The sequence below is a fragment of the Ruegeria sp. CI5 genome, assembly GCF_056536885.1.
Genome location: NZ_JBQFQN010000002.1, coordinates 326,977 through 347,885 on the forward strand (window position 1 = coordinate 326,977; position 20,909 = coordinate 347,885).

A 20,909-nucleotide genomic window follows, 5' to 3' on the forward strand; every position below is an offset into this window, starting at 1 on the left:
CACAAGAGGTCTTTTTTTCATCCGAAAGGTATTGTAAAGGTATCTATATGGATGAGTCCCTCCCATATCTCATTGCAATTGACGGTGGCGGTACGCGCTGCCGGTTTGCCATGGCCGGCCCCACCGGGCGGCATGATCTGGTTCTGGGAAGCGCCAATGTCTATTCGGATCGCGCGGCGGCTATCTCAACGCTGAATGCCGGGCTGCGGGCACTGGCCGAGCGTGCTGCGATGCCCGAAGCGGCTTTGACCGGGATTCCGATCTACGCAGGGCTTGCTGGCGTGACCGACGCGGACACAGGCGCTGAAATCGCACGGCACCTGCCATCGCGCATTGTGCAGGTCGAGGATGACCGCCGCTCGGCCGTGGTTGGGGCGTTGGGGCCGGTCGATGGATGTTTGATCGGGATCGGCACCGGATCGTTCCTGGCGCGGCAAAGCAATGGCGAAATCCGGTTGATTGGCGGATATGGGGCGCTCATCGGTGATGATGCGTCCGGGTATTGGCTGGGACAGCAGCTGCTGCGGCGGGTGTTGCTTGCAGCGGACGCAATAATCCCCGACAGCGCGCTGACGCGGTCCATACGCAGACGTTTTGACGAAGACCCGATGCAGATCGTGCGATTTGCGGGGCAGGCACGGCCGGCCGAAATCGCAGACTTCGCGCCCGAGGTCATTGCGGCGGCTCAAAAAGGCGATGTGGTGGCCGTGGCCCTGATGCGCGAGGGCGCCGACTATGTCGCTGCAGGGCTTCAGGCCCTTGGTCGCGATGATGCCGAGCCGGTCTGTGTAGTAGGCGGGGTGGCATCGCATTACGTCGACTATCTTTCCGCCGAGGTGCAGAGCGCGATGATCGAACCTGCGGGCACCGCCCTTGACGGGGCGCTGCAGCTCGCCGCACAGCTGGCCGAGCGCGCCAGATTGGGGGCAGCATGACCGCCGAAACGATCGAAACCTTCCTCAGGACCGGTGACTGGATGCAGCAGGCCGTGGGGCCGCGGTACGTTCGGTTGCGCAAGCGGATCGAAGAGGGCATCGAGAACGGTCTGTTGGCGGAAAGTGCACCGCTGCCGGCCGAACGCGAGATCGCAAACCTGACGGGCCTTTCCCGCGTCACCGTGCGTCGGGCGATGCAGGATCTGGTAGATCGGGGAATCGTCATTCAGCGCCAAGGCTCGGGCAGTTTTGTGGCCGACGGAACGCCTCGGGTCGAGCAATCCCTGTCACGGCTGACCTCGTTCACCGAGGACATGAACCGACGCGGTCTTGAATCCTCAAGCGAGTGGCTCGAGCGCGGTGTTCACACTCCGTCGCCCGAGGAGGTGATGGCGCTGGCCCTGTCCTCGGGCGAAGCGGTCGCGCGCATCTCGCGCCTGCGTATGGCCAACGATCGGCCCATGGCGATCGAACGGGCCTCGCTGCCAATCGACATTCTGCCGCGCCCGCAGGAGGTCGAAGCCTCCTTGTACGAAGTCTTGGAGCGGGATGGAAACCGGCCCGTACGGGCGCTGCAGCGCATATCGGCGATCAATCTGGACAGCGCCGACGCGGGTTTGCTTGGGGTCGAACCCGGTGCGGCCGGGCTTCGCATCGTTCGTACATCATACCTGTCCAATCGGCGGGTCGTTGAATTCACTCGGTCGATCTATCGCGGCGACGCCTATGATTTTGTCGCCGAATTGCGGTTGGCCAACAGCTAGGACACATCATGCAACAGCAGATCACCCGGATGCGCCGGGAAATTGATGAAATCCCCGTGGCCGTAGAGAGGCTTCTGAGTCGGGGCCAGACCGACATTGAGGCGGTCGCCTCGGTTGCCCGCGAACTGGACCCTACATTTGTCGTGACGGTCGCACGCGGGTCTTCCGATCACGTCTGCACCTATCTCAAATACGCCTCGGAAATCCTGTTGGGTGTGCCGGTGGCCTCGGTCGGGCCGTCGATCGGATCGATCTACGACTCGGTTCTGCGCATGCGCCGGGCGATGTGCCTGTCGGTGTCGCAATCCGGCAAAAGCCCCGACATCGTGGCCATGGCCCGCAATGCCCGACGCGACGGCGCATTGACAGTAGCGTTGACCAACGACGCGGCTTCACCGTTGGCCGAAGTCAGCGATCACGCCATAGATATACAGGCGGGCCCCGAACTGAGTGTTGCGGCCACCAAGACCTTCGTCACTTCGGCGGTGGCCGGCTTGTGGCTGTTGGCAGAGTGGGGGCAGGATGCGGCGTTGCTGGCCGCGTTGCGCGACCTGCCCGAGCAGTTGGATCAGGCGGCCCGGATCGATTGGCCCGAAGTGCGTGACGCAATCGGTGCTCACCCGTCCTTGTTCACGCTTGGCCGGGGCCAGGCACTGGCCGTATCGAACGAAGCTGCGCTGAAGTTCAAGGAGACCTGCCAGTTGCACGCTGAAAGCTATTCCTCGGCCGAGGTTCTGCATGGGCCGGTGTCCATCGTCGAGGACGGCTTTCCGGTACTCAGCTTTGCAGCGGCAGATGCGGCGGAGCCTGCGTTGGCGGAGGTAGCCGACGCAATCAGCGCCAAGGGTGCCCGTGTCTTTGCGACCACGGACAGGGTTAATGCCGCGACGCGCATTCCGCATGTCCGCACGGGGCATTCCCTGACTGATCCGCTGAGCCTAATCGTCTCCTTCTACGCGATGGTCGAGGCCTTCGCCGCCTCGCGCGGGATCGATCCGGACGCACCGCGGCATCTGAACAAGGTGACGGAAACCGTATGACCAGCGAACTGCAGGCTCTGGTGGGCGCGGACATTCTGACCCCTGCAGGTATGCTGCAGGATCATACCCTTCTGTTCGCGGAAGGGCGTATCGAGGGCGTGAAGCCCGTCTCCGACACTCCTGGCACAGCGAGGGTGTCGCAGCTTGACGGTGGCCTGCTGGTTCCGGGCTTCGTCGATCTGCAGGTCAATGGCGGCGGCGGGGCAATGCTGAACAACGCCCCCGATCTGGAAACGCTCCGCACCATGTCGGTGGCACATGCGCGTATCGGAGCAACGTCGATCTTGCCAACGCTGATCACGGATACGCCTGGGGTCACGCGGCGGGCCATCGCGGCCACGATTGCCGCCGTGAACGAAGGTATTGCCGGCATTGTCGGGCTTCATCTGGAAGGTCCGCACCTGTCCCAAGCCCGCAAGGGTGCACATGATGCTGCCCTGATCCGACCGATGGCGCAGGCTGATCTGGATTTGTTGCTGGATACAGTCGCGCGGTTGCCGATTCTCAAGGTTACGGTGGCGCCGGAAAGCGTGACGGATGATCAGATACACGCCATGACCCAAGCGGGGATCGTCGTCTCGCTGGGCCATACGGATGCGAGTTTTGAAACCTGTCAGAAAGCGGCTCAGGCCGGGGCGCGTTGCGTCACACATTTGTTCAATGCTCAGAGCCAGATGGGTAACCGAGAGCCCGGCGTCGTAGGCGCGGCGCTGGCGCTTGGCGAGCTGTCTGCGGGCCTGATCGCTGATGGAATTCACGTCCACCCGGTTTCAGTGCGCAATGCCATCCGGGCAAAAAATGGGCCGGGTAGTGTCTTCCTTGTCAGCGACGCGATGGCGACCGCCGGATCGGATATCGACAGCTTCCTGCTGAACGGACGGCAGATCTTGCGCGACGGCAACCGGTTGACCCTCGCCGATGGAACGCTCGCCGGTGCGCATCTCGAGCTGTTGGACGCGGTTCGCAACGTGGTTGCATTTGCGCAACTGCCTTTGCAAGCTGCTTTCGACATGGCGACCCGGTTGCCTGCGGACTTGATCGGTAGATCGGATCTTGGCCGTTTGGCGGCCGGTGCCCGCGCCAATGTGCTGCATGTCTCCGATCATGGGCTTCTCCGGGTCTGGCAGGAAGGTCAGGCACTGGACTGACGGTGTCCACGGCGACCCATGGTCGTCTGATTTTCCTCGACATGTCGGACCCTGGGCCGTTCATGTCGGGAATCTACATTGTGCACATCTTGTATTTTTCTTAGCCTTGGTGTCGGGCGCAAGCTTCACGCGTGCCCGGCAAGAGGATTGAGATGACGCCCGTGTTCAGATTTCAGGGGATCTATACCCCGGTGGTGACGCCCTATGCGGATGATTATAGCGTCGATTGGGATGCCTTGGCCGAGGTGATCGAATACCTGGTCGAGAATGGCGTGCACGGTCTGATCTCGGGCGGGTCCACGGGCGAAAACTATGCCCAGACCGTTGATGAAAGGCTGGAACTGGCGCGTTTCACTCACCAGCGATTGAAAGGTCGTCTGCCTTTGGTGGTCGGGACCGGCGCGATGTTGACGCCGGATTCGATCGCGTTGGCCCAAGGCGCGCGCCAGATCGGGGCCGATGCCATCCTGCTGGCCAGCCCGCCCTATTCGGTACCGACGGACCGGGAAAACGCCCTTAATGCGCTGGCCATCGACAAGGCGGCCGATCTGCCGGTGATGCTGTACAATTATCCGCACCGCACCGGCACGATGATGGGGGCTGAGTTCCTCGACCGTGTGGGGCGCAGCCGCAATTTCTGCGGCATCAAGGAAAGCTCGGGCGACATCAACCGCGTACACATGCTGGCGCGGGACTATCCGCATATCCAGCTGGGCTGCGGCATGGACGATCAGGCGCTGGAATTCTTCGCCTGGGGTGCGCCGTTCTGGGTCTGTGGCGGGTCGAATTTTCTGCCGCGTGAGCATGTAGCGCTGTATGAGACCTGCGCGCTGCAAGGCGATTTCGCCAAGGGCCGCCGGATTATGTCGGCGCTGATGCCGTTGATGCGGGTCCTCGAACAGGGCGGCAAGTTCATCCAGACCATCAAGCATGGGGTCACGATGAACGGCATCCCGGCGGGCGCGGTTCGGCCGCCTCTGAAGGGGCTGAACAAGGATGACAAGCGCGCGCTGGAACAGGTGACCCGGGTGCTGAAACGCAAGATCGCAGACATCATGGCGGAGGGCTGAGGCATGGGCTTGCTGACACGGGATGAATACGCATCCATCGCCGCCGGGCTGAACCTGCCCACCGGCGCTTTCATCGACGGCGGCTATCGCCCGGCGATCTCGGGCGCGGTGTTTCCCACGGTGAACCCGGCCACAGGCGCGGTGCTGACCGAGGTCGCGGCCTGCGCCGCCGCCGATGTGGACCTGGCCGTGGAAAAGGCTCGCGGGTCCTTCGACGATGGCCGCTGGTCGCGCCTGCACCCGTCGGCGCGCAAGGATGTGCTGATCCGCCTGGCCAAGCTGATGACCCGCAATGCCCGCGAACTGGCGGTGATGGAAAGCATCGACAGCGGCAAGACCATCTTTGACTGCGAAACCGTGGATGTGCCCGAGGCGATCCACTGCCTGAAATGGCACGCCGAGGCGATTGACAAGATCTATGACCAGGTCGCGCCTGCCAGCGACGACCACATCGCGATGATCCTGCGCGAACCGGTCGGGGTGGTGGGGCTGGTGCTGCCGTGGAACTTCCCCTTGCTGATGCTGGCCTGGAAGATCGGCCCGGCGCTGGCGGCCGGGTGCTCGGTGGTGGTAAAGCCGGCGATGGAAACCCCGCTGACCGCGCTGCGTCTGGCCGAACTGGCGGCCGAGGCCGGGCTGCCGCGCGGGGTTCTGAACGTGGTTCCGGGTGGCGGCGCCGAGGTGGGCGAACCCATCGGGCGGCATATGGATGTCGACATGGTGTCCTTCACCGGCTCGACCGTAACGGGCAAGAAATTCCTGTCCTATGCCGCCGAAAGCAACGCCAAGGAGGTGGTGCTGGAAATGGGCGGCAAGAACCCGGCCATCGTGCTGGAGGATGCCGAGAACCTCGACCGGGTTGCCGCCCATGTGGTGAACGGGGCGTTCTGGAACATGGGCGAGAACTGCTCGGCCACGTCGCGCCTGATTGCGCACCGTGCGGTCAAACCCGAGTTGCTGGAGCGCGTCGCCCATCATGCCCGCCAGTGGAACGTGGGCGACCCGCTGGACCCTGCAACCCGGCTGGGCGCGCTGGTCAGCAAAGACCATTTCAACAAGGTCTGCGGCTATCTGGACAAGGCCCGATCAGTCCTTCTGGGCGGCAAGGCCGAAAACGGGTTCGTTGAGGCAACCGTGGTTGAGCTGCCGGACAATGACGCGCCGCTGGCGCGCGAGGAAATCTTTGGGCCGGTCCTGTCGGTGATCGAGGTCGCGGGGTTCGATGAGGCCATCGCGATGGCCAATGACACGCCATATGGGCTGTGCGCGTCGCTATTCACCGCCAATGCCAAGCGTGCCCTGCGCGGTGCCCGCGCGATCCGGGCCGGAACCGTGACGGTGAACAGCTTTGGCGAGGGCGACATCTCGACCCCGTTCGGCGGCTACAAGCAGTCGGGCTTTGGCGGGCGGGACAACGGGCTGCACGCGCACGACCAGTACACGCAGCTGAAGACACTGTGGATCGACCTGTCGGATGATGCCGACGAGGCGGTGGATTGACGCGGTTCACCGCTTGCCGCCTGCCGGTACAGCGCGGTCCGGCGGCGTGGAATGCCCTGCTGGGCCCGCAACATCCCGCGCGGCAGCTTTCGGAAAATATCACCGCCGATTTCACCATCGTGGGCGCAGGCTTTGCCGGGCTGTCTGCGGCGCGGCGTTTGCGGCAACTGGCGCCCGATGCGCGGATCGTGGTGCTTGAAGCCGGGCGCGTGGCGGAAGGCGCGGCGGGGCGCAACTCTGGCTTCATGATCGATCTGCCACATGATCTGGCCTCGGACGACTATGCCGGGGCGGGCGATGACCGGGCGATGATCGGGCTGAACCGCCGGGCCATCGCCTTTGCCCGCGCGGCGGTCGAGGAATACGGCATCGACCCCAATTATTTCGATCCGGCGGGCAAGGTGAACGGCGCGGCCAGCACGGCGGGACACGCGCACAACCAAAGCTATGCCCGCCATCTGGACAGCCTCGGCGAGCGATCCGAGATGCTGGACCGGCAGCAGATGCAGGAACTCACCGGGTCCGGGCACTATGTCTCGGGGCTGTACACGCCGGGCACGGTCATGCTGCATCCGGCGGGTTATGTGCGCGGTTTGGCGGCGGGGTTGGCGGCCGATGGGGTGCAGTTTTTTGAAAACAGTGCGGTCACGGGGTTCCAGCGCGACGGGGCGGGCTGGCGCGTGCAGACCACGCGCGGGCAGGTCTCGACCGGCCGGCTGATCCTGTCGGTGAACGGCCATCTGGAAAGTTTCGGGGTGGAACGTGGCCGGCTGATGCAGCTGTTTCTGTTCGCGGCGATGACGCGCGAACTGGAGGCCGATGCGCTGGCCCGGTTGGGTGGTCAGCCGCGCTGGGGCGTGACCCCGTCCGATCCGATGGGCACCACCATGCGCCGGATCGACACCGGGCAGGGCGGCAACCGGATCATCACCCGCACCTGCGCCGTGATGCGCCCGGGCATGGAGGCGCGGGCAGCGGACCTGCGGCGCGCAGCTGCGGTGATGCGGCGCAAATTCGACCGGCGCTTTCCGCAGTTGTGCGGCATCGCGATGGAGTACGAATGGGCCGGTCATCTGTGCCTGAGCCTGAACGGCGTCTCGGTCACCCGCGAGATCGAGACCGGCGTTTATTCCGCCTGCGTCCAGAACGGGTTGGGCACCGCGCGCGGTACCCTGACCGGGATCGCCGCGGCCGAAATGGCCTGTGGCGTGCGGTCCGGGATCAGCGAGCATTTCGGAGCCGAGGACCGTCCCAAACGCCTGCCGCCCCGACCGTTGTCCGAAATCGGCGCCAACATGGTGCTGCGCTGGAAGGAATGGCGCGCGCGCAACGAATGAAAAAGGCCCGCCTGACAGGCAGGCGGGCAAGTGGAGTGTTTCCTAACAGTGCTGGTTCAACTCGTCGGCGGCGGGGATCTCCCGCTCGCGCCGGGCGATGTAGTCGCATAGCGCCTCGTCGGTGGCCGGGTCCAGGCGGGGCTCTTGATACTCGGCCAGCAGCTTGCGGGCGTGGTTCAGGGCGCGCTCGGTGATCTCGACCTCGCCCTCGGCCACCCATTGTTCGATCGAGTTGTTGTCGAACAGTTCGGGCATGAAGAACGCCTCTTGGAAATTGTCCTGCGTGTGCGGATGGCCCAGATAGTGGCCGCCGGGGCCGATATCGGACACGGCGGCAACGGCCTCGTCGAAATCGTGCCATTTCGGGCCCTCGGCCATGCGGTAGGCCATGGCGCATTGCTCGGCATCGACAACGAACTTGGCGGTCGAACAATGCATCCCGGCCTCGTTCCAGCCCGCCGAATGCCAGATGTAATTGGCCCCCGCATGGATCACCGCCGACAGCGTGGTGGCGGATTCGTAGCCCGCCTGCGCATCGAATGTCTTGGCCCCGCCCAGCGTGTTCGAGCTGCGCCAGGGCACGCCGTAGTGCCGGGCCATCTGGCCGATCATGAAGTTCATCAGGCTGATTTCGGGCGTGCCCGCCATCGGCGCGCCGGATTTCATGCTGACGGTCGACAGGTAATGACCGTAGATCGCCGGACAGCCACGCCGGATCACCTGCGTATAGGCCAGCGCGCTCAGCGCCTCGGCGTTCAGCTGCGCGACCGTCGCCGGCACGCTGGCCGGCGTGTTGGCCCCGCCCAGCACGAAGGGCGAGCACAGCACCGGCTGGTTGCGGCGGCAGAAGGCGCGCATCGCCCCCAGCATGGTCTCGTCCCAGACCAGCGGCGAGTTGCCGTTGCAGTTGCCGGTGGTGACCGGGTGATCCTCCATGAACTTTGCGCCGAACAGGATCGCGCACATCTCCATCACGTCCTCGGCGTTTCTGGGCGAGGTGGTCATGCCCATAAAGGTCTTGTCGGAATATTTCATCGACGAATAGGTGATGCGCAGGTGGCGCTGGCTGATCGGGTGGTCATAGGGCTCGACGATGTGGTGAGCCGAGGAATGCAGCGCCGGCAGCATGTGGCTGAGCTTGTGGAACATCGCCAGATCGTCCAGCGTTGGGTTGCGGCGTACGTCGTCGAGATCGCGCAGAAACGGCGCGCCGGTCATCGGCACGAAGATCGCGTGCGGCCCGCCGAGGCGCACATTCTTGTGCGGGTCACGGGCGTGATAGGTGAAATCCGACGGGATCGTCGCGATCAAGTCGCGGACCAGCCCGCGATCAAGATACACCCGCTCGCCGCCGACTTTGGCACCAGCCGCCTTCCAGTCGGCCAGCGCGATCGGGTCGCGGAACTGCACGCCCACGTTTTCGAGGATATCCATAGAGGCCGCGTCGATCCGCTCGACCTGTGATCCGTCCATCACCTCGCACAGCGGGATGTTGCGGGTCAGACCCGGCAACATGTCAAAGCAGGGCGCGGTGCGCAGTGCGCGGCGGGCGGCGCGGCCTCCGGTTCGGGCGCGGGTGGCGGTCTGGGTCATTCTGGGCCTCCTTTGACACCAGTCTGACCGCCGACCGTGGGCGCGACCTGCAGGATTGCGAAATACTGTTGCGGAATGCGACATCGGACCCGTGCATTGCCGGCGACAGCTGCTAAGCTGCGCTCCGCAGGATCAGGAACAATGCACAGAGCAGACCGAGAATGAATTCCGCCACATCTGAAACCGCCCAGCTTGAGGGTGAATACGACTATGTCATCATAGGCGCGGGTACCGCTGGCTGCGTGCTGGCAAACCGGCTGACCGAGGACCCCAAAACACGGGTTCTGCTGCTCGAGGCGGGCAAGTCGGACAATTACCATTGGGTCCACATCCCGGTGGGGTATCTGTACTGCATCGGCAATCCGCGCACCGACTGGATGATGAAAACCGCACCCGAGCCGGGTCTGAACGGGCGGTCGCTGGTCTATCCGCGCGGCAAGGTGCTGGGCGGGTGCAGCTCGGTCAACGGGATGATCTACATGCGCGGGCAGGCGGCCGATTATGACCATTGGCGGCAACTGGGCAACGCGGGCTGGGGCTGGGACGACGTGCTGCCCTATTTCCTGAAATCCGAAGATCACCATGGCGGCGACAGCGAAATACACCGGTACGGCGGCGAGTGGAAGGTTCAGAAACAGCGGCTGAGCTGGGAGATCCTGAAAGCCGTACAGGACGGCGCGCGCGAGATCGGCATCCAGCCGCGCGCCGACTTCAATGACGGCAACAACGAGGGCTCGGGGTTTTTCGAGGTCAATCAGAAGAACGGCGTGCGCTGGAACACGGCCAAGGGATTTCTGCGCCCCGCGATGAAACGGCCCAACCTGCGGGTCCTGACCGAGGCCGAGACGCTGGGCCTGATCCTCGAAGGCAAGACCGTGCGTGGCGTGCGCTTTGCCCGTGGCGGCACCGAATACCGGGCCTTGGCCGGGGCCGAGGTTCTGCTGGCGGCGGGGTCGATCAACTCGCCCAAGCTGCTGGAACTGTCGGGGATCGGCGACCCTCAGGTGCTGGCGGCGCAGGGGATCGCGGTTCAGCATGAAAACGCGGGCGTGGGGGCAAACCTGCAGGACCACCTGCAGATCCGAACCGTGTTCAAGGTGCAGAACGCGAAAACTCTGAACACCATGGCCAACAGCCTGTGGGGCAAGGCGCGCATCGCGGCGCAATACGCCCTGACCCGGTCGGGTCCGATGGCGATGGCGCCCAGCCAGTTTGGCATGTTCACCAAATCCGACCCGATGCTGGCCACGCCGGATCTGGAATATCACGTGCAGCCGCTGTCGACCGACCGGCTGGGCGATCCGCTGCATCCGTTCCCCGCGATCACCGTCTCGGTTTGCAATCTGCGGCCCGAAAGCCGGGGGCACTGCCATATCACCACGCCCGATCCGAAGGCCCAGCCCGAGATCAGGTTGAACTACCTCTCGGCCGAGCGTGACCGGCAGGTGGCGGTCACATCCGTGCAGCAGGCCCGACAGGTGATGGCTGCGCGGGCGCTGGCACCCTACCACCCGCAAGAGGTTCTGCCGGGCCCTGAGATCAACGACCAACAGGGCCTGCTGGATGCGGTGGGCGACATCGCCACCACGATCTTTCACCCGGTCGGCACCTGCCGCATGGGCAGTGACGCCGCCGCGGTGGTCGATCCACGGTTGCGCGTTCGGGGTCTGGAGGGGCTGCGGGTGGTCGATGCCTCGGTCATGCCGAAAATCGTGTCGGGCAATACCGCCTCGCCCGTGATCATGATCGCGGAGATGGCTGCCGACATGATACGCGGACGGGCATGAAAACGGGGCTTGCGCCTTGGCCCGTCGGACATAAATGACCGCCAGCCTCATCAACCGAAAAGCTGAACCGATGCAGGACACATTGATCTTTGAACGCCGGTCGCTGAACGCGGCAAAATGGGCCAGCCTGTTCATGGCGGGCGCCGGGGTTGTGGCCGGGTTGCTGGCAAACTCCGATGCGCTGTTGCTGGACGGGCTGTTCTCGGGGCTCAATTTCGCAACGGCTGTGGTGGCGGGATGGGTCGCCGCCTCGATCCGTCGCGCCCCGGACCAGAACCGCCCCTTTGGATACGAGATCGACGAATCCGTCTTCGTGATGTTCCGCAGCCTGCTGTTGTTCGGGATCATCCTGATGGCAGCCGGTTCGGCGGTGAACCGGCTGCTGGCCTATGCCAAGACGGGCGAAGCCGCGCCGGTGGTTCTGGAATGGATCCTGATCTATGCCGGGGCGATGGCGGCGATCTGTCTGACGCTGTTCGCCTATCATCGCTGGAACTGGCGCCGCACCGGCAAAACCAGCGATCTGCTGCGGGTCGAGTCCCGGGCCGCGATGGTCGACGGGGTGCTGAGCCTTGGGGCCGGGGCGGCGTTTTTCGCGATCAACCTGCTTGAGGGCGGGCCGCTTGCCGGTCTGGTTCCGGTGTCGGATGCGCTGGTGGTGTTGTTGCTGTGCCTGGCGTTGCTGCCGCAGCCCATCAAGGTGTTTCTGGGCGCGCTGCGCGATATCGTGGGTGTGGCGCTGCCGGCCGATGCCCGGGCCGAGATCATTGGGCAGGCCCGCCGGATCTGTGCAGACAGCCCGTTTCAAGTGCTGGACGTGGCGACGGTGCGCAGCGGGCGGGCGCTGTTCCACCTTGTCTATCTGAAACCCGCCGAACCCGTGACGATCGAAGCCTTCGAGGCCGTCCGCGACCGGCTGGCCCAGGCCGCAAGCCCGGGCCGGGTCGCGTTGACGCTGGCCTCGGATCCGCCCTTTGGTCCGGCCCCGCGCGCTCAGTAATCGGCGACCAGCAGGAATTCGGGCGCGGTGTCTTCCTCGATCGTGGCAAAGCGCGGGATCGGCTGTTCGAACACGTTGTCGGTGCGGTCGTCATTGACGGTCGAGACCTCGCCGATCAGACAATCGCCCTTTTCCGCCCAGAAGGCGTGCCAGATGCCGGGCATCAGCGTGACGCTTTCGCCCGGTTTCAGGCGCAGATGCTCGCCGGGCTGGATGGTCACCGGGCAGGCGTCGCTGGGCACGGTGACGGGGGTGTCGCGGTCGATGCTGCCATCGGGGGCCGAGGCGTAGATCTCCATCACCAGATCGCCGCCGCCGCGGTTGATGATGTCTTCGGCCTTGACGATGTGGCGATGCATCGGTGACAGCTGTTTATCACGCGAAATCAACAACTTCTCGGCATAGAGCATGCCCCGTCCTGCGCTCAGGTCCTTTTCGTCTCCATTGCGCAGGGTGAACAGGAACAGGCCCAGCTCGTCGAAGCTGCCCTGGCCGTAATCGGTGATGTCCCAGCCAAGGCCACGGGCGCGGATGCCGGCGGCCTGCGGGCTGCGCATTTGCTCGGGCGTCCAGTCGGCAAAAGGCGGCAGGGCAAAGCCGAACGAATTGATGAAGGCCTGTGCCTCGGCCTTGATGCGGTTGATCTCGGATCGTTTCATATCGGTGCTTTCGATGACTTACAGCTCGTGCGCCCAGGGCGGGTTGGCCCCGGCGCGGGATACGGTGACGGCAGCAACCTTGCCGCCCAGTTCCAGCGCGGCGCGCAGGTCGTCGGGCGAGATCGCACGGAGCGCCTGTTTGGTCAGCAGCCCGGCGCGGTGCAGTTGCGCCAGAACCCCGGCGTTGAACGTGTCGCCCGCGCCCACCGTGTCGACCACCTGAACCGGCGTGACCGGCACTGAAACCGTGCGGTCATCGGCCAAATACCCGGTCGCGCCCTGGCTGCCGCGCGTGACGATCACCACGGCGGGGCCGGCCTGCAGCAGCAGCGGCACCTTTTCTTCCAGCGTTTCAGGGCCGGGGACGATCCAGTCCAGATCTTCGTCCGAGACCTTGACGATGTCGGCCTGCGCGATCATCCGGTTCAGCCGGGTGCGATAGCGGGTCTGGTCCTGGATGAAGCCGGGGCGGATGTTGGGGTCGATCATCACCGCGCGCTCGGCGCCGTGACGGTCCAGCAGGGCGGCATAGGCATCGGCGCAGGGCTCGCAGGCCAGGCTGATGCCGCCGAAATACAGCGCCGAGGTCGCGGTCAGCTGGTCCGGCATGTCCTCGGGGCGCAGCATCCGCCCGGCCGAGTTTTCATCGACGAAGGAATAGGTGGCGTGCCCGTCCTGCAGTTGTACGAAGGCCAACGTGGTCGGACGGTCCGAAAGAACAACCTGCGAGCCATCCACATGACTGTCTTTCAGGGCCTGCGCCAATTGCTGGCCGAACATGTCGCTGGACAGCCCGGTCAGCATTCCGGCAGGCGCACCCAGCCGGCCCAGGGCGATGGCGGTGTTGAACACCGCACCACCCGAATGCGGCACGAAACCTTGCGCGCCCGAAACCGTCGGCTCTGCGATCATGTCGATCAGGGCCTCGCCACAGCACAGGATCATGTCCCGGCTCCTTCCTTCTGCAAAGATCTGGCGGTGAGTTTACCGCGCGAGCGCATTTTTGCAGAAGTTGTTAGCGCCAACAATGCCAAATTCAGCCTGTTCCGACACATAAACGCCAAAGCCCCGCCGCAGCGCGTCGAACCGGCCGCCGGCGTTGAAGGCGGCCAGGAAGTCGTCGCCGAACAGCCAGCGGTTCTTCTCGGCCACGCCGCCCACAAGGAAGACGCCGCCGGTGGGCATCACGGTGACGGCCATGTCGCCCATCACGGCGCCCAGATGGGTGGTGAAGATCTGCGCGGCGCGCATGGCGAGCGGATCGGACCCGTCGCGCGCGGCCTGCAGGATGTCCTTGGCGGGCAAGGCGGACGTTTCGGGCTGGCCCGCGGCCATGCCCACGGCGCGGTACAGGATCGGCAGGCCCGTGCCGCTCAGGAACATCTCGGCCTCGAGCGTCAGGCTGTCGCCAAAGAAACACTCGGGCGCGATCCGGCGGGCGGCTTCGAACACGTCCACCTCGTCGCGGGTACGGGGCGACAGACCGACATGGCCGCCCTCGCCCGAGACGGTGTGATAGTGGCCTTCGGAATACAAAAGCGCGCCGACGCCCAGCCCGGTGCCGGGGCCGACCACCAGTCGGGTGCCCTTGGGCGGGGTCGGGTCGCCCTGCAGGGCCTGCACGTCATCGCCGGTGATCTCGGCCACCGACCATGCGGCGGCGGTGAAGTCGTTGATGACAAAGGTATGGTCCGCGCCGGTGGCCGTGGCGATGTCGGCCTCGGACAGGTCCAGATTGGCATTGGTCAGACGGATCGTGCCATTGCGCACCGGGCCCGCGCCCGCGGCGACTACGGCGCGCGGCGGCGTTCCGATCTCGGCGCATAGGTCGTGCAGGGCGGCCAGAAACTCGGGCAGGGAGCCGGTCGGCGATTTGCGCAGATCGGTGAGCGTGCCATTGGTGACGACTCCCAGCCGAGTGTTGGTGCCGCCGATATCGGCCACCAGGTTCCAGTGGTCGTGCATCGCGCCCCTGGGCTGCGCCATCGGAACCGAGACCGGATCCCCCTGGGCCAACGCGGCCTGCATCGCCCGGAACGAGGCCTTGGGGCGCCGTTCCAGCGTGTCGAAATCGACATCGACCAGGCCGAACCGCTTTTCGTATCCCAGCGCCCATTCGTAGTTGTCCAGCAGCGACCAGATGAAATAGCCCGTGACCGGAACGCCCTGATCCAGCGCGTCCTGCACCGCAGCCAGATGCTGATTCAGATAGTCGATGCGGTCGTCATCCTGCTGCCGCTCTGGGCTGGCCATGCCGTTTTCGGTGACATAGATCGGCAGATCGCCCGTGTAGTCCCGGGCCGTACAGGTCAGAAACCGGGTCAGCGCGCTTGGCTCGATCTCCCATCCCATCTGCGTCTTGGGCAGGGGGCCGGGGATCTCTTGGAGGCTGGGCCAGGGCGTGTCGGCGGGCGCGATCAGCTTGCGGGTATAGTAGTTCAGCCCGCACCAGTCGACCGGCGTGCCGATCGTGTCGAAATCATCCTGCCACCCGTCGGGCAGGTGGGCCTGAAGCACCTGCAGGACATTCTCGGGGTAGGCCTTGTTGAAAACGCCGCCCAGGAAGAACCGGTTGTAGATGCCGTCGTACAGATCGGCGGCTTCGCGGGCCTCGGGGGTGTCATCGGCAGGTTCGGCCCATTCAAGGTTGAACACCGCGCCCAGGTTCGACATGCCAAGGCCCCGCATCGCCTGAACCGCGCGGCCGTGGGCCAGAAGGACGTGATGCATGGCGCGGGCCGTGGCGCGGATGTCGCGCAGGCCGGGGGCATGGTGGCCTTCGAAATGGCTCAGCCAGCTGACGCACCAGGGCTCGTTTATCGGGGCGACGCTGTACATGCGGTCGCCGATGCGGCCCATGATGATCTCGGTGAAATCGGCGAACCAGTGGGCGATGTCGCGGTTGCGCCAACCGCCCAGATCAGCCAGCGGCGAGGGCAGTTCCCAATGATACAGGGTGGCGCAGGGGCGGATGCCGCGTTCCAGCAGGGCGTCGGCCAACCGGTCATAATAGTCCAGCCCGGCCTGATTCACCGGCCCGCGCCCTTCGGGCAGCACGCGCGCCCAGCTGGTGGAAAAACGGTAGCAGTCGAACCCGGCCTCGCGGATCAGGTCGAAATCCTGTTCGTACCGGTGCAGGTGGTCGCAGGCGAGATCGCCGTTTTCGGCGCGCACCACGTTGCCGGGCGTGGCTGCGAAACTGTCCCAATGGGTCGGGCCGGCGCCGCCCTGTGCGTGGCCTTCGATCTGATAGGCAGAGGTTGCGACACCAAAGAGAAAGTCTTTGGGGAAATCAGCGCGGGTGTACTTCATGTTCAGAACCTGTTGGGGGCGGGACCAGTCGAGCCGCCGACTACCAGTTCGGCCTCGAGCAATCTAGTCTTGGCCGGGTCGTGGGGCGCGCGGATGCGCTCGATCAGCATCTCGGCGGCCAGTTCGCCGGCGTGGCGCACCGAAGACCGGGTGGCGGTAAAGATCGGAACGTCCTGCCCGTTCTTCAGATAGGACAGGTCGTCGTCATGTGCGATCACCGACACGTCGCGGCCCATTTTCAGCCCGGCCTCGTCCAGCGCGCGCCGCACCCCGATCGCCGAGATCATCGACGAGGTCAGGATCGCGGTCGGCGGATCGTCCAGCCGCAGCATGTCGCGGGTTTCGTGATGGCCATAGACTTCGGTCATCTCGGCGCTGCGCATCAGGGCCGGGTCGGGCGACAGACCGGCTTGTTTCAGCGCCTCAAGATACCCGTCGCGGCGCCTTTGGGCAAAATCCATGTCTTCCAGACCGTTGATCAGCGCGATCCGCCGGTGGCCCAGGTCGATCAGAAAGCGGGTCGCACGCAGGAACGAGCTTTTGTTGTTCACGTCGATCCAGTCATAGGGCACGCTGACGCCGGTCGACCGGCCATGCACGATGAACGGCACCTGCATCCGAGTCAGAACCTCGATCCGCGGCTCGTTCACCTTGGGGCCCTGCAGCACCACGCCGTCGACCGCACCGCGTTGGAACAGGCTGCGATAGGCGTCTTCGATCGAGGTGTCGTCGGCATTGGTGAACATCATGTCGTAGCCGTGCTCGGCATATTTCTTGACCGCGCCGGCGACGAAATCGCCGAAGATCGGGTTCACCATCTCGTGGCGCGACGAGCTGGGGATCACGTGGCCGATCACCATCGAACGACCCGTCGCCAGCCCCTTGGCGCGGGCGTTCGGCCGATAGCCATGTTTGGCCGCCGCCGCCTGAACCCGCATGCGAGTCTCTTCGTTCACCTCTGGGTAACCGTTCAGCGCGCGGCTGACCGTTGTCTGTGACAGACCCAGGATCTGAGAGAGCTGTTTGAGGTTCATAGCGGTTTCAAAAGGCTTTCAATTCTTGTGTGCGCCCTGTTGTGTGGGGATTTGCGGCTTGCGTCAAGTTGTTTTGCCATTCTTTGCTATATGTCAAGAAAACATGGACACGGACGGCCCATGTCAAAATCTAGCCATTGACAGGGCCAACATGTTAGCGGATAACGGCCGCATTCAAAGCGCTTTGAAAACTGAGTCACACACGCGCGGATACAGTTGGGAGGAAAATCAATGAAACACTCGCTTTTGGCAGGTGCGGCCACGTTTGCCCTGGTGGCGGGCGCGGCCCAGGCCGAAAAGGTCACCGTGTTCGGCCCGTGGCTTGGCCCGGACCAGGAGAATGTCGAAAAGGTGCTGGACGGCTTTGCCGCGGCCACCGGTCATGAATATGCCTATGTCGGGTCGGACAGCTTCGAGCAGCAGATCCGCATCGACGCCGAGGCCGGGTCGGCCCCGAACATCGCCGTGTTCCCCCAGCCGGGTCTTGCAGCCGATATGGCCAAGGCCGGGTTTCTGACACCGCTTGCTGACGGGACCGCCGACTGGATCCGGGACAACTATGCCGCGGGCCAGTCTTGGGTCGATCTGGGCACCTATGCCGGCCCGGACGGTCAGGACCACCTGTACGGCTTCTTCTACAAGGTCGATGTGAAATCGCTGGTCTGGTACGTGCCCGAGAACTTTGAGGACGCGGGATATGAAGTTCCGACCACGATGGAAGAGCTCAAGGCCCTGACCGACCAGATCGTCGCCGATGGCGGCACGCCCTGGTGCATCGGTCTGGGGTCGGGTGGCGCAACCGGCTGGCCTGCGACCGACTGGGTCGAGGATATGATGCTGCGCACCCAATCCCCCGAGGATTATGACGCGTGGGTTGCCAACGAGCTGAAGTTCAACGATCCCAAGGTCGTGGCCGCGATCGAGGAATTCGGCGCATTCGCCCGAAATGACGACTACGTCGCCGGTGGGGCCGGTGCGGTTGCAACCACGGATTTCCGCGACAGCCCCAAAGGCATGTTCAGCTCGCCGCCGCAGTGCTACATGCATCGTCAGGCCTCGTTCATCCCGGCCTTCTTCCCCGAAGGCACGGTCGTGGGTGAAGATGCCGATTTCTTCTACTTCCCGGCTTATGAAAGCAAGGATCTGGGCAGCCCGGTACTGGGCGCTGGCACCCTGTGGGCGATCACCAATGACAGCCCCGCAGCGCATGACCTGATCGCCTATCTGCAGACGCCCGAGGCGCATGAGACCTGGATGGCGCTCAGCGGCTTTTTGACCCCGCACAAGGGTGTCGATACCTCGGCCTTCTCGGACCCGACGCTGAAGAAGATGAACGACATTCTTCTGGGTGCGACCACCTTCCGTTTTGACGGGTCTGACCTGATGCCGGGCGCGGTTGGCGCAGGCACGTTCTGGACGGGCATGGTCGACTATGCCGGTGGCAAACCCGCGCAAGACGTGGCGGACGAGATCCAGGCGTCTTGGGACGCGATCCAATAAAGCCATGAAACCGGGCAATCCGACCTCAGGGTTGCCCGACCCATTGTCGCCAGGGAGGGTGACATGCATCCCGCATTGCAAGGTCTGCTGACGATCGCCATCGGCGTATCCGGCTGTGTTGGTTACTTCTACTTGTCCAACCAGTTTCTGGACAAGATTCTGTTCCCGCCGCGCGGCCCGAACGCCGGACGCAACATCAATCGGGCGAACATGGTCCGGCCATGGTTGTTTCTATTGCCCGCTCTGGTCGCGCTGGGGCTGTACCTGGCCTACCCTGTGGTGGAAACGCTACGCCTGTCCCTGACCGACCGGGTGCCCGGCGGCGGATACGAGTGGGTGGGTCTGGACAACTACGCCCAAATGATGGGAGAGCCCAAATTCTGGGAAGCGATGCGTAACAACATGCTGTGGCTGATCGTGGTCCCGGCGCTGTCGACAGCATTTGGCCTGTTGGTCGCCCAGCTGACCGACCGCATCCGATGGGGCAATGTCGCCAAATCTCTGATCTTCATGCCGATGGCGATCTCGTTCGTGGGCGCATCGGTGATCTGGAAGCTTGTCTATGACACCCGTCCGGTCGAGCAGGACCAGATCGGCATGCTGAATGCCCTGTACATCTTCTTTGGCGGAACCGACCCGCAGACCTGGCTGACGATCCCGTTCTGGAACAATTTCTTCCTGATGATCGTGCTGGTCTGGATTCAGACGGGCTTTGCCATGGTGATCCTGTCGGCGGCCCTGCGCGGCATTCCCGAAGAAACGGTCGAGGCCGCCATTCTGGATGGCGCCAGCCCGTTCCAGATCTTCTTCAAGATCAAGGTGCCGCAGATCAAGACGACGATTCTGGTGGTGTGGACCACGATCACCATCGTCGTGCTGAAGGTGTTCGACATCGTTTTCGCCATGACCAACGGCCAGTGGGAGACACAGGTGTTGGCCAACTACATGTTCGACAAGCTGTTCCGCGCCAATGACTGGGGCGTGGGTTCGGCCTCGGCCATGGTCATCATGCTGCTGGTGACGCCGATCCTTGTCTGGAACGTGCGCAACGCGCGCAAGGAAATGGAATAGGGGGTGCGTCATGAGTGAGATCGCAGGAACCCGCCCGGCGCTCAGATGGGCCGTACATGCCTCGGTTCTGTTTCTGGTGGTGCTGTGGGTGGTGCCCACGCTGGGCCTGTTCATCTCGTCGTTTCGCACGGCGGACCAGATCGCGACCAGCGGCTGGTGGCGGGCGATTTTCCCGTCCGAGCAGAACCTGACGCTGCGCAGCGCCGCGCCCGACACCCAGGTGCAGGAAAACGGCCTGTATGTGATCGAGGGCAACCTGTTCGACGCGGGCACCAAGGCGCGCATCTCGAAATGGGGCATCAGCTCGCGCGAGATCGATGCGTTTGAGCCGGGCCAGACCGCCGAACTGCGCAAGGGCGGTACGATCACCGTTCAGGCCAATGGCGACTACCGGATGGAGAACACCGAGGAATTCACTGGCAGCCGTGGGTCGCGCGTCTTCGTGACCGCCGAGTTGCCGCCCGAGTTCACGCTGGACAACTACCACAAGGTCCTGCTGGCCGAGGACAGCACCGACAGCATGGCCAAGGCGTTCTTCAACACGTTGACGGTCACGATTCCGGCCACGATCATTCCGATCCTGGTGGCGGCTTTCGCGGCCTATGCGCTGGCCTGGATGGATTTCCCGGGCCGTGCGCTGTTGATCGCCGCGGTGGTCGGTCTGCTGGTGGTTCCCTTGCAGTTGGCGCTGATCCCGCTGCTGAAATTCCACCTGAACATAGGCATCGGCAAAGGGTATCTGGGCGTCTGGCTGGCCCATACCGGCTTTGGCATGCCGCTGGCGATCTATCTTCTGCGCAACTACATGGCCGGGCTGCCCCGCGACCTGATCGAGAATGCGCGGGTCGATGGCGCCACCGAATTTCAAATCTTCACCAAGCTGATCCTGCCGCTGAGCTTTCCGGCGCTGGCCTCGTTCGCCATCTTCCAGTTCCTGTGGACATGGAACGACCTGCTGGTGGCCAAGGTGTTCCTGATCGACGCATCCGGCGAGACCACCGTGATGACCAACAGTATCGTCGAGCTTCTGGGCACGCGGGGCGGCAATTGGGAAATCCTGGCCACGGCCGCATTCGTGTCGATCGCGGTGCCGCTGGTCGTCTTCTTTGCAATGCAGAAATACCTGGTCCGCGGATTGCTGGCCGGTTCAGTAAAATAA

17 protein-coding genes and 1 pseudogene are annotated in these 20,909 nt (G+C 64.1%); 12 read left to right on the top strand and 6 right to left on the bottom strand.

What is annotated here, in order from left to right; all coding sequences use genetic code 11:
- Positions 1-47 precede the first annotated feature (47 nt).
- The 7 genes from ACR0BA_RS10315 (at position 48) to ACR0BA_RS10345 (ending at position 7,794) form a co-directional block, all read left to right on the top strand.
- Entirely contained in the window at positions 48-935 is an 888-nt protein-coding gene (locus ACR0BA_RS10315) for a glucosamine kinase nucleotide-binding domain-containing protein (protein ID WP_480727810.1), read from the top strand.
- The gene (locus tag ACR0BA_RS10320; protein ID WP_170341797.1) at positions 932-1,699 is read left to right on the top strand and encodes a GntR family transcriptional regulator; all 768 of its coding nucleotides are present in this window, start codon (positions 932-934) and stop codon (positions 1,697-1,699) included. The genes ACR0BA_RS10315 and ACR0BA_RS10320 overlap by 4 nt, the downstream gene beginning before the upstream one ends.
- Positions 1,700-1,707: 8 nt before the next feature.
- The gene (locus tag ACR0BA_RS10325) at positions 1,708-2,739 is read left to right on the top strand and encodes an SIS domain-containing protein (protein ID WP_480727812.1); all 1,032 of its coding nucleotides are present in this window, start codon (positions 1,708-1,710) and stop codon (positions 2,737-2,739) included.
- A complete protein-coding gene (gene nagA / locus ACR0BA_RS10330) occupies positions 2,736-3,887 on the top strand; it encodes an N-acetylglucosamine-6-phosphate deacetylase (RefSeq protein ID WP_480727813.1) in 1,152 nt (383 codons plus the stop codon). Before ACR0BA_RS10325 ends, nagA begins: the two co-directional genes overlap by 4 nt.
- Positions 3,888-4,039: 152 nt before the next feature.
- Complete coding sequence (locus ACR0BA_RS10335; RefSeq protein WP_170444875.1) at positions 4,040-4,957, top strand: dihydrodipicolinate synthase family protein; 918 nt, start codon at positions 4,040-4,042, stop codon at positions 4,955-4,957.
- A 3-nt stretch (positions 4,958-4,960) separates the two neighbouring features.
- Complete coding sequence (locus tag ACR0BA_RS10340) at positions 4,961-6,457, top strand: aldehyde dehydrogenase (protein WP_480727815.1); 1,497 nt, start codon at positions 4,961-4,963, stop codon at positions 6,455-6,457.
- On the top strand, positions 6,454-7,794 hold the full coding sequence (locus ACR0BA_RS10345; RefSeq protein ID WP_480727817.1) for an NAD(P)/FAD-dependent oxidoreductase: 1,341 nt from the start codon (positions 6,454-6,456) through the stop codon (positions 7,792-7,794). Before ACR0BA_RS10340 ends, ACR0BA_RS10345 begins: the two co-directional genes overlap by 4 nt.
- A 42-nt stretch (positions 7,795-7,836) precedes the next feature.
- Here ACR0BA_RS10345 and ACR0BA_RS10350 read toward each other — a convergent pair whose 3' ends face one another.
- Entirely contained in the window at positions 7,837-9,387 is a 1,551-nt protein-coding gene (locus ACR0BA_RS10350; RefSeq protein WP_480727819.1) for a trimethylamine methyltransferase family protein, read from the bottom strand.
- Between the two features lie 161 nt (positions 9,388-9,548).
- On the opposite strand from ACR0BA_RS10350, the gene ACR0BA_RS10355 reads away from it, so the two are divergent.
- Both ACR0BA_RS10355 and ACR0BA_RS10360 read left to right on the top strand, forming a co-directional pair.
- Complete coding sequence (locus ACR0BA_RS10355) at positions 9,549-11,174, top strand: GMC family oxidoreductase (RefSeq protein WP_480727821.1); 1,626 nt, start codon at positions 9,549-9,551, stop codon at positions 11,172-11,174.
- 34 nt (positions 11,175-11,208) lie between these two features.
- The gene (locus ACR0BA_RS10360) at positions 11,209-12,174 is read left to right on the top strand and encodes a cation efflux transmembrane domain-containing protein (RefSeq protein ID WP_480727822.1); all 966 of its coding nucleotides are present in this window, start codon (positions 11,209-11,211) and stop codon (positions 12,172-12,174) included.
- Here ACR0BA_RS10360 and ACR0BA_RS10365 read toward each other — a convergent pair.
- The 5 genes and pseudogenes from ACR0BA_RS10365 to ACR0BA_RS10385 form a co-directional block, all read right to left on the bottom strand.
- Positions 12,168-12,833, bottom strand: coding sequence for a D-lyxose/D-mannose family sugar isomerase (locus ACR0BA_RS10365; protein WP_480727823.1), 666 nt, complete (start codon positions 12,831-12,833; stop codon positions 12,168-12,170). The genes ACR0BA_RS10360 and ACR0BA_RS10365 overlap by 7 nt on opposite strands.
- An 18-nt stretch (positions 12,834-12,851) precedes the next feature.
- On the bottom strand, positions 12,852-13,778 hold the full coding sequence (locus tag ACR0BA_RS10370) for a carbohydrate kinase family protein (protein ID WP_480727825.1): 927 nt from the start codon (positions 13,776-13,778) through the stop codon (positions 12,852-12,854).
- Positions 13,779-13,817: 39 nt separating this feature from the next.
- Positions 13,818-14,861, bottom strand: a complete 1,044-nt coding sequence (locus ACR0BA_RS10375) for a glucokinase (protein WP_480727892.1) — start codon at positions 14,859-14,861, stop codon at positions 13,818-13,820.
- Positions 14,847-16,145: pseudogene (locus tag ACR0BA_RS10380) on the bottom strand (GH1 family beta-glucosidase); the annotation flags it as partial. The gene ACR0BA_RS10375 and the pseudogene ACR0BA_RS10380, both read right to left, overlap by 15 nt.
- A gap of 2 nt (positions 16,146-16,147) precedes the next feature.
- Positions 16,148-17,179 (bottom strand): LacI family DNA-binding transcriptional regulator, encoded by a 1,032-nt coding sequence (locus ACR0BA_RS10385; protein WP_093963166.1) that lies wholly within the window; start codon positions 17,177-17,179, stop codon positions 16,148-16,150.
- A 231-nt stretch (positions 17,180-17,410) separates the two neighbouring features.
- Between ACR0BA_RS10385 and ACR0BA_RS10390 the strand changes: the two genes are divergently transcribed.
- The 3 genes from ACR0BA_RS10390 (at position 17,411) to ACR0BA_RS10400 (ending at position 20,909) form a co-directional block, all read left to right on the top strand.
- The gene (locus tag ACR0BA_RS10390; RefSeq protein WP_480727826.1) at positions 17,411-18,679 is read left to right on the top strand and encodes an ABC transporter substrate-binding protein; all 1,269 of its coding nucleotides are present in this window, start codon (positions 17,411-17,413) and stop codon (positions 18,677-18,679) included.
- Positions 18,680-18,742: 63 nt separating this feature from the next.
- Positions 18,743-19,750: a carbohydrate ABC transporter permease gene (locus tag ACR0BA_RS10395; protein ID WP_170359279.1), complete on the top strand. Its 1,008-nt coding sequence runs from the start codon at positions 18,743-18,745 to the stop codon at positions 19,748-19,750.
- A 10-nt stretch (positions 19,751-19,760) separates the two neighbouring features.
- Entirely contained in the window at positions 19,761-20,909 is a 1,149-nt protein-coding gene (locus ACR0BA_RS10400; RefSeq protein WP_170391627.1) for a carbohydrate ABC transporter permease, read from the top strand.

Excerpts from the sequence above, each read along its gene's own strand:
- ACR0BA_RS10385 (WP_093963166.1), bottom strand. The coding sequence starts at position 17,179 with ATGAACCTCAAACAGCTCTCTCAGATCCTGGGTCTGTCACAGACAACG.
- ACR0BA_RS10350 (WP_480727819.1), bottom strand. The coding sequence starts at position 9,387 with ATGACCCAGACCGCCACCCGCGCCCGAACCGGAGGCCGCGCCGCCCGC.
- ACR0BA_RS10375 (WP_480727892.1), bottom strand. The coding sequence starts at position 14,861 with ATGCAGGCCGCGTTGGCCCAGGGGGATCCGGTCTCGGTTCCGATGGCG.
- ACR0BA_RS10400 (WP_170391627.1), top strand. The coding sequence starts at position 19,761 with ATGAGTGAGATCGCAGGAACCCGCCCGGCGCTCAGATGGGCCGTACAT.
- ACR0BA_RS10390 (WP_480727826.1), top strand. The coding sequence starts at position 17,411 with ATGAAACACTCGCTTTTGGCAGGTGCGGCCACGTTTGCCCTGGTGGCG.
- ACR0BA_RS10355 (WP_480727821.1), top strand. The coding sequence starts at position 9,549 with ATGAATTCCGCCACATCTGAAACCGCCCAGCTTGAGGGTGAATACGAC.
- ACR0BA_RS10320 (WP_170341797.1), top strand. The coding sequence starts at position 932 with ATGACCGCCGAAACGATCGAAACCTTCCTCAGGACCGGTGACTGGATG.
- ACR0BA_RS10370 (WP_480727825.1), bottom strand. The coding sequence starts at position 13,778 with ATGATCCTGTGCTGTGGCGAGGCCCTGATCGACATGATCGCAGAGCCG.
- ACR0BA_RS10335 (WP_170444875.1), top strand. The coding sequence starts at position 4,040 with ATGACGCCCGTGTTCAGATTTCAGGGGATCTATACCCCGGTGGTGACG.
- ACR0BA_RS10365 (WP_480727823.1), bottom strand. The coding sequence starts at position 12,833 with ATGAAACGATCCGAGATCAACCGCATCAAGGCCGAGGCACAGGCCTTC.
- ACR0BA_RS10360 (WP_480727822.1), top strand. The coding sequence starts at position 11,209 with ATGACCGCCAGCCTCATCAACCGAAAAGCTGAACCGATGCAGGACACA.
- ACR0BA_RS10325 (WP_480727812.1), top strand. The coding sequence starts at position 1,708 with ATGCAACAGCAGATCACCCGGATGCGCCGGGAAATTGATGAAATCCCC.
- ACR0BA_RS10395 (WP_170359279.1), top strand. The coding sequence starts at position 18,743 with ATGCATCCCGCATTGCAAGGTCTGCTGACGATCGCCATCGGCGTATCC.
- ACR0BA_RS10315 (WP_480727810.1), top strand. The coding sequence starts at position 48 with ATGGATGAGTCCCTCCCATATCTCATTGCAATTGACGGTGGCGGTACG.
- ACR0BA_RS10340 (WP_480727815.1), top strand. The coding sequence starts at position 4,961 with ATGGGCTTGCTGACACGGGATGAATACGCATCCATCGCCGCCGGGCTG.
- nagA (WP_480727813.1), top strand. The coding sequence starts at position 2,736 with ATGACCAGCGAACTGCAGGCTCTGGTGGGCGCGGACATTCTGACCCCT.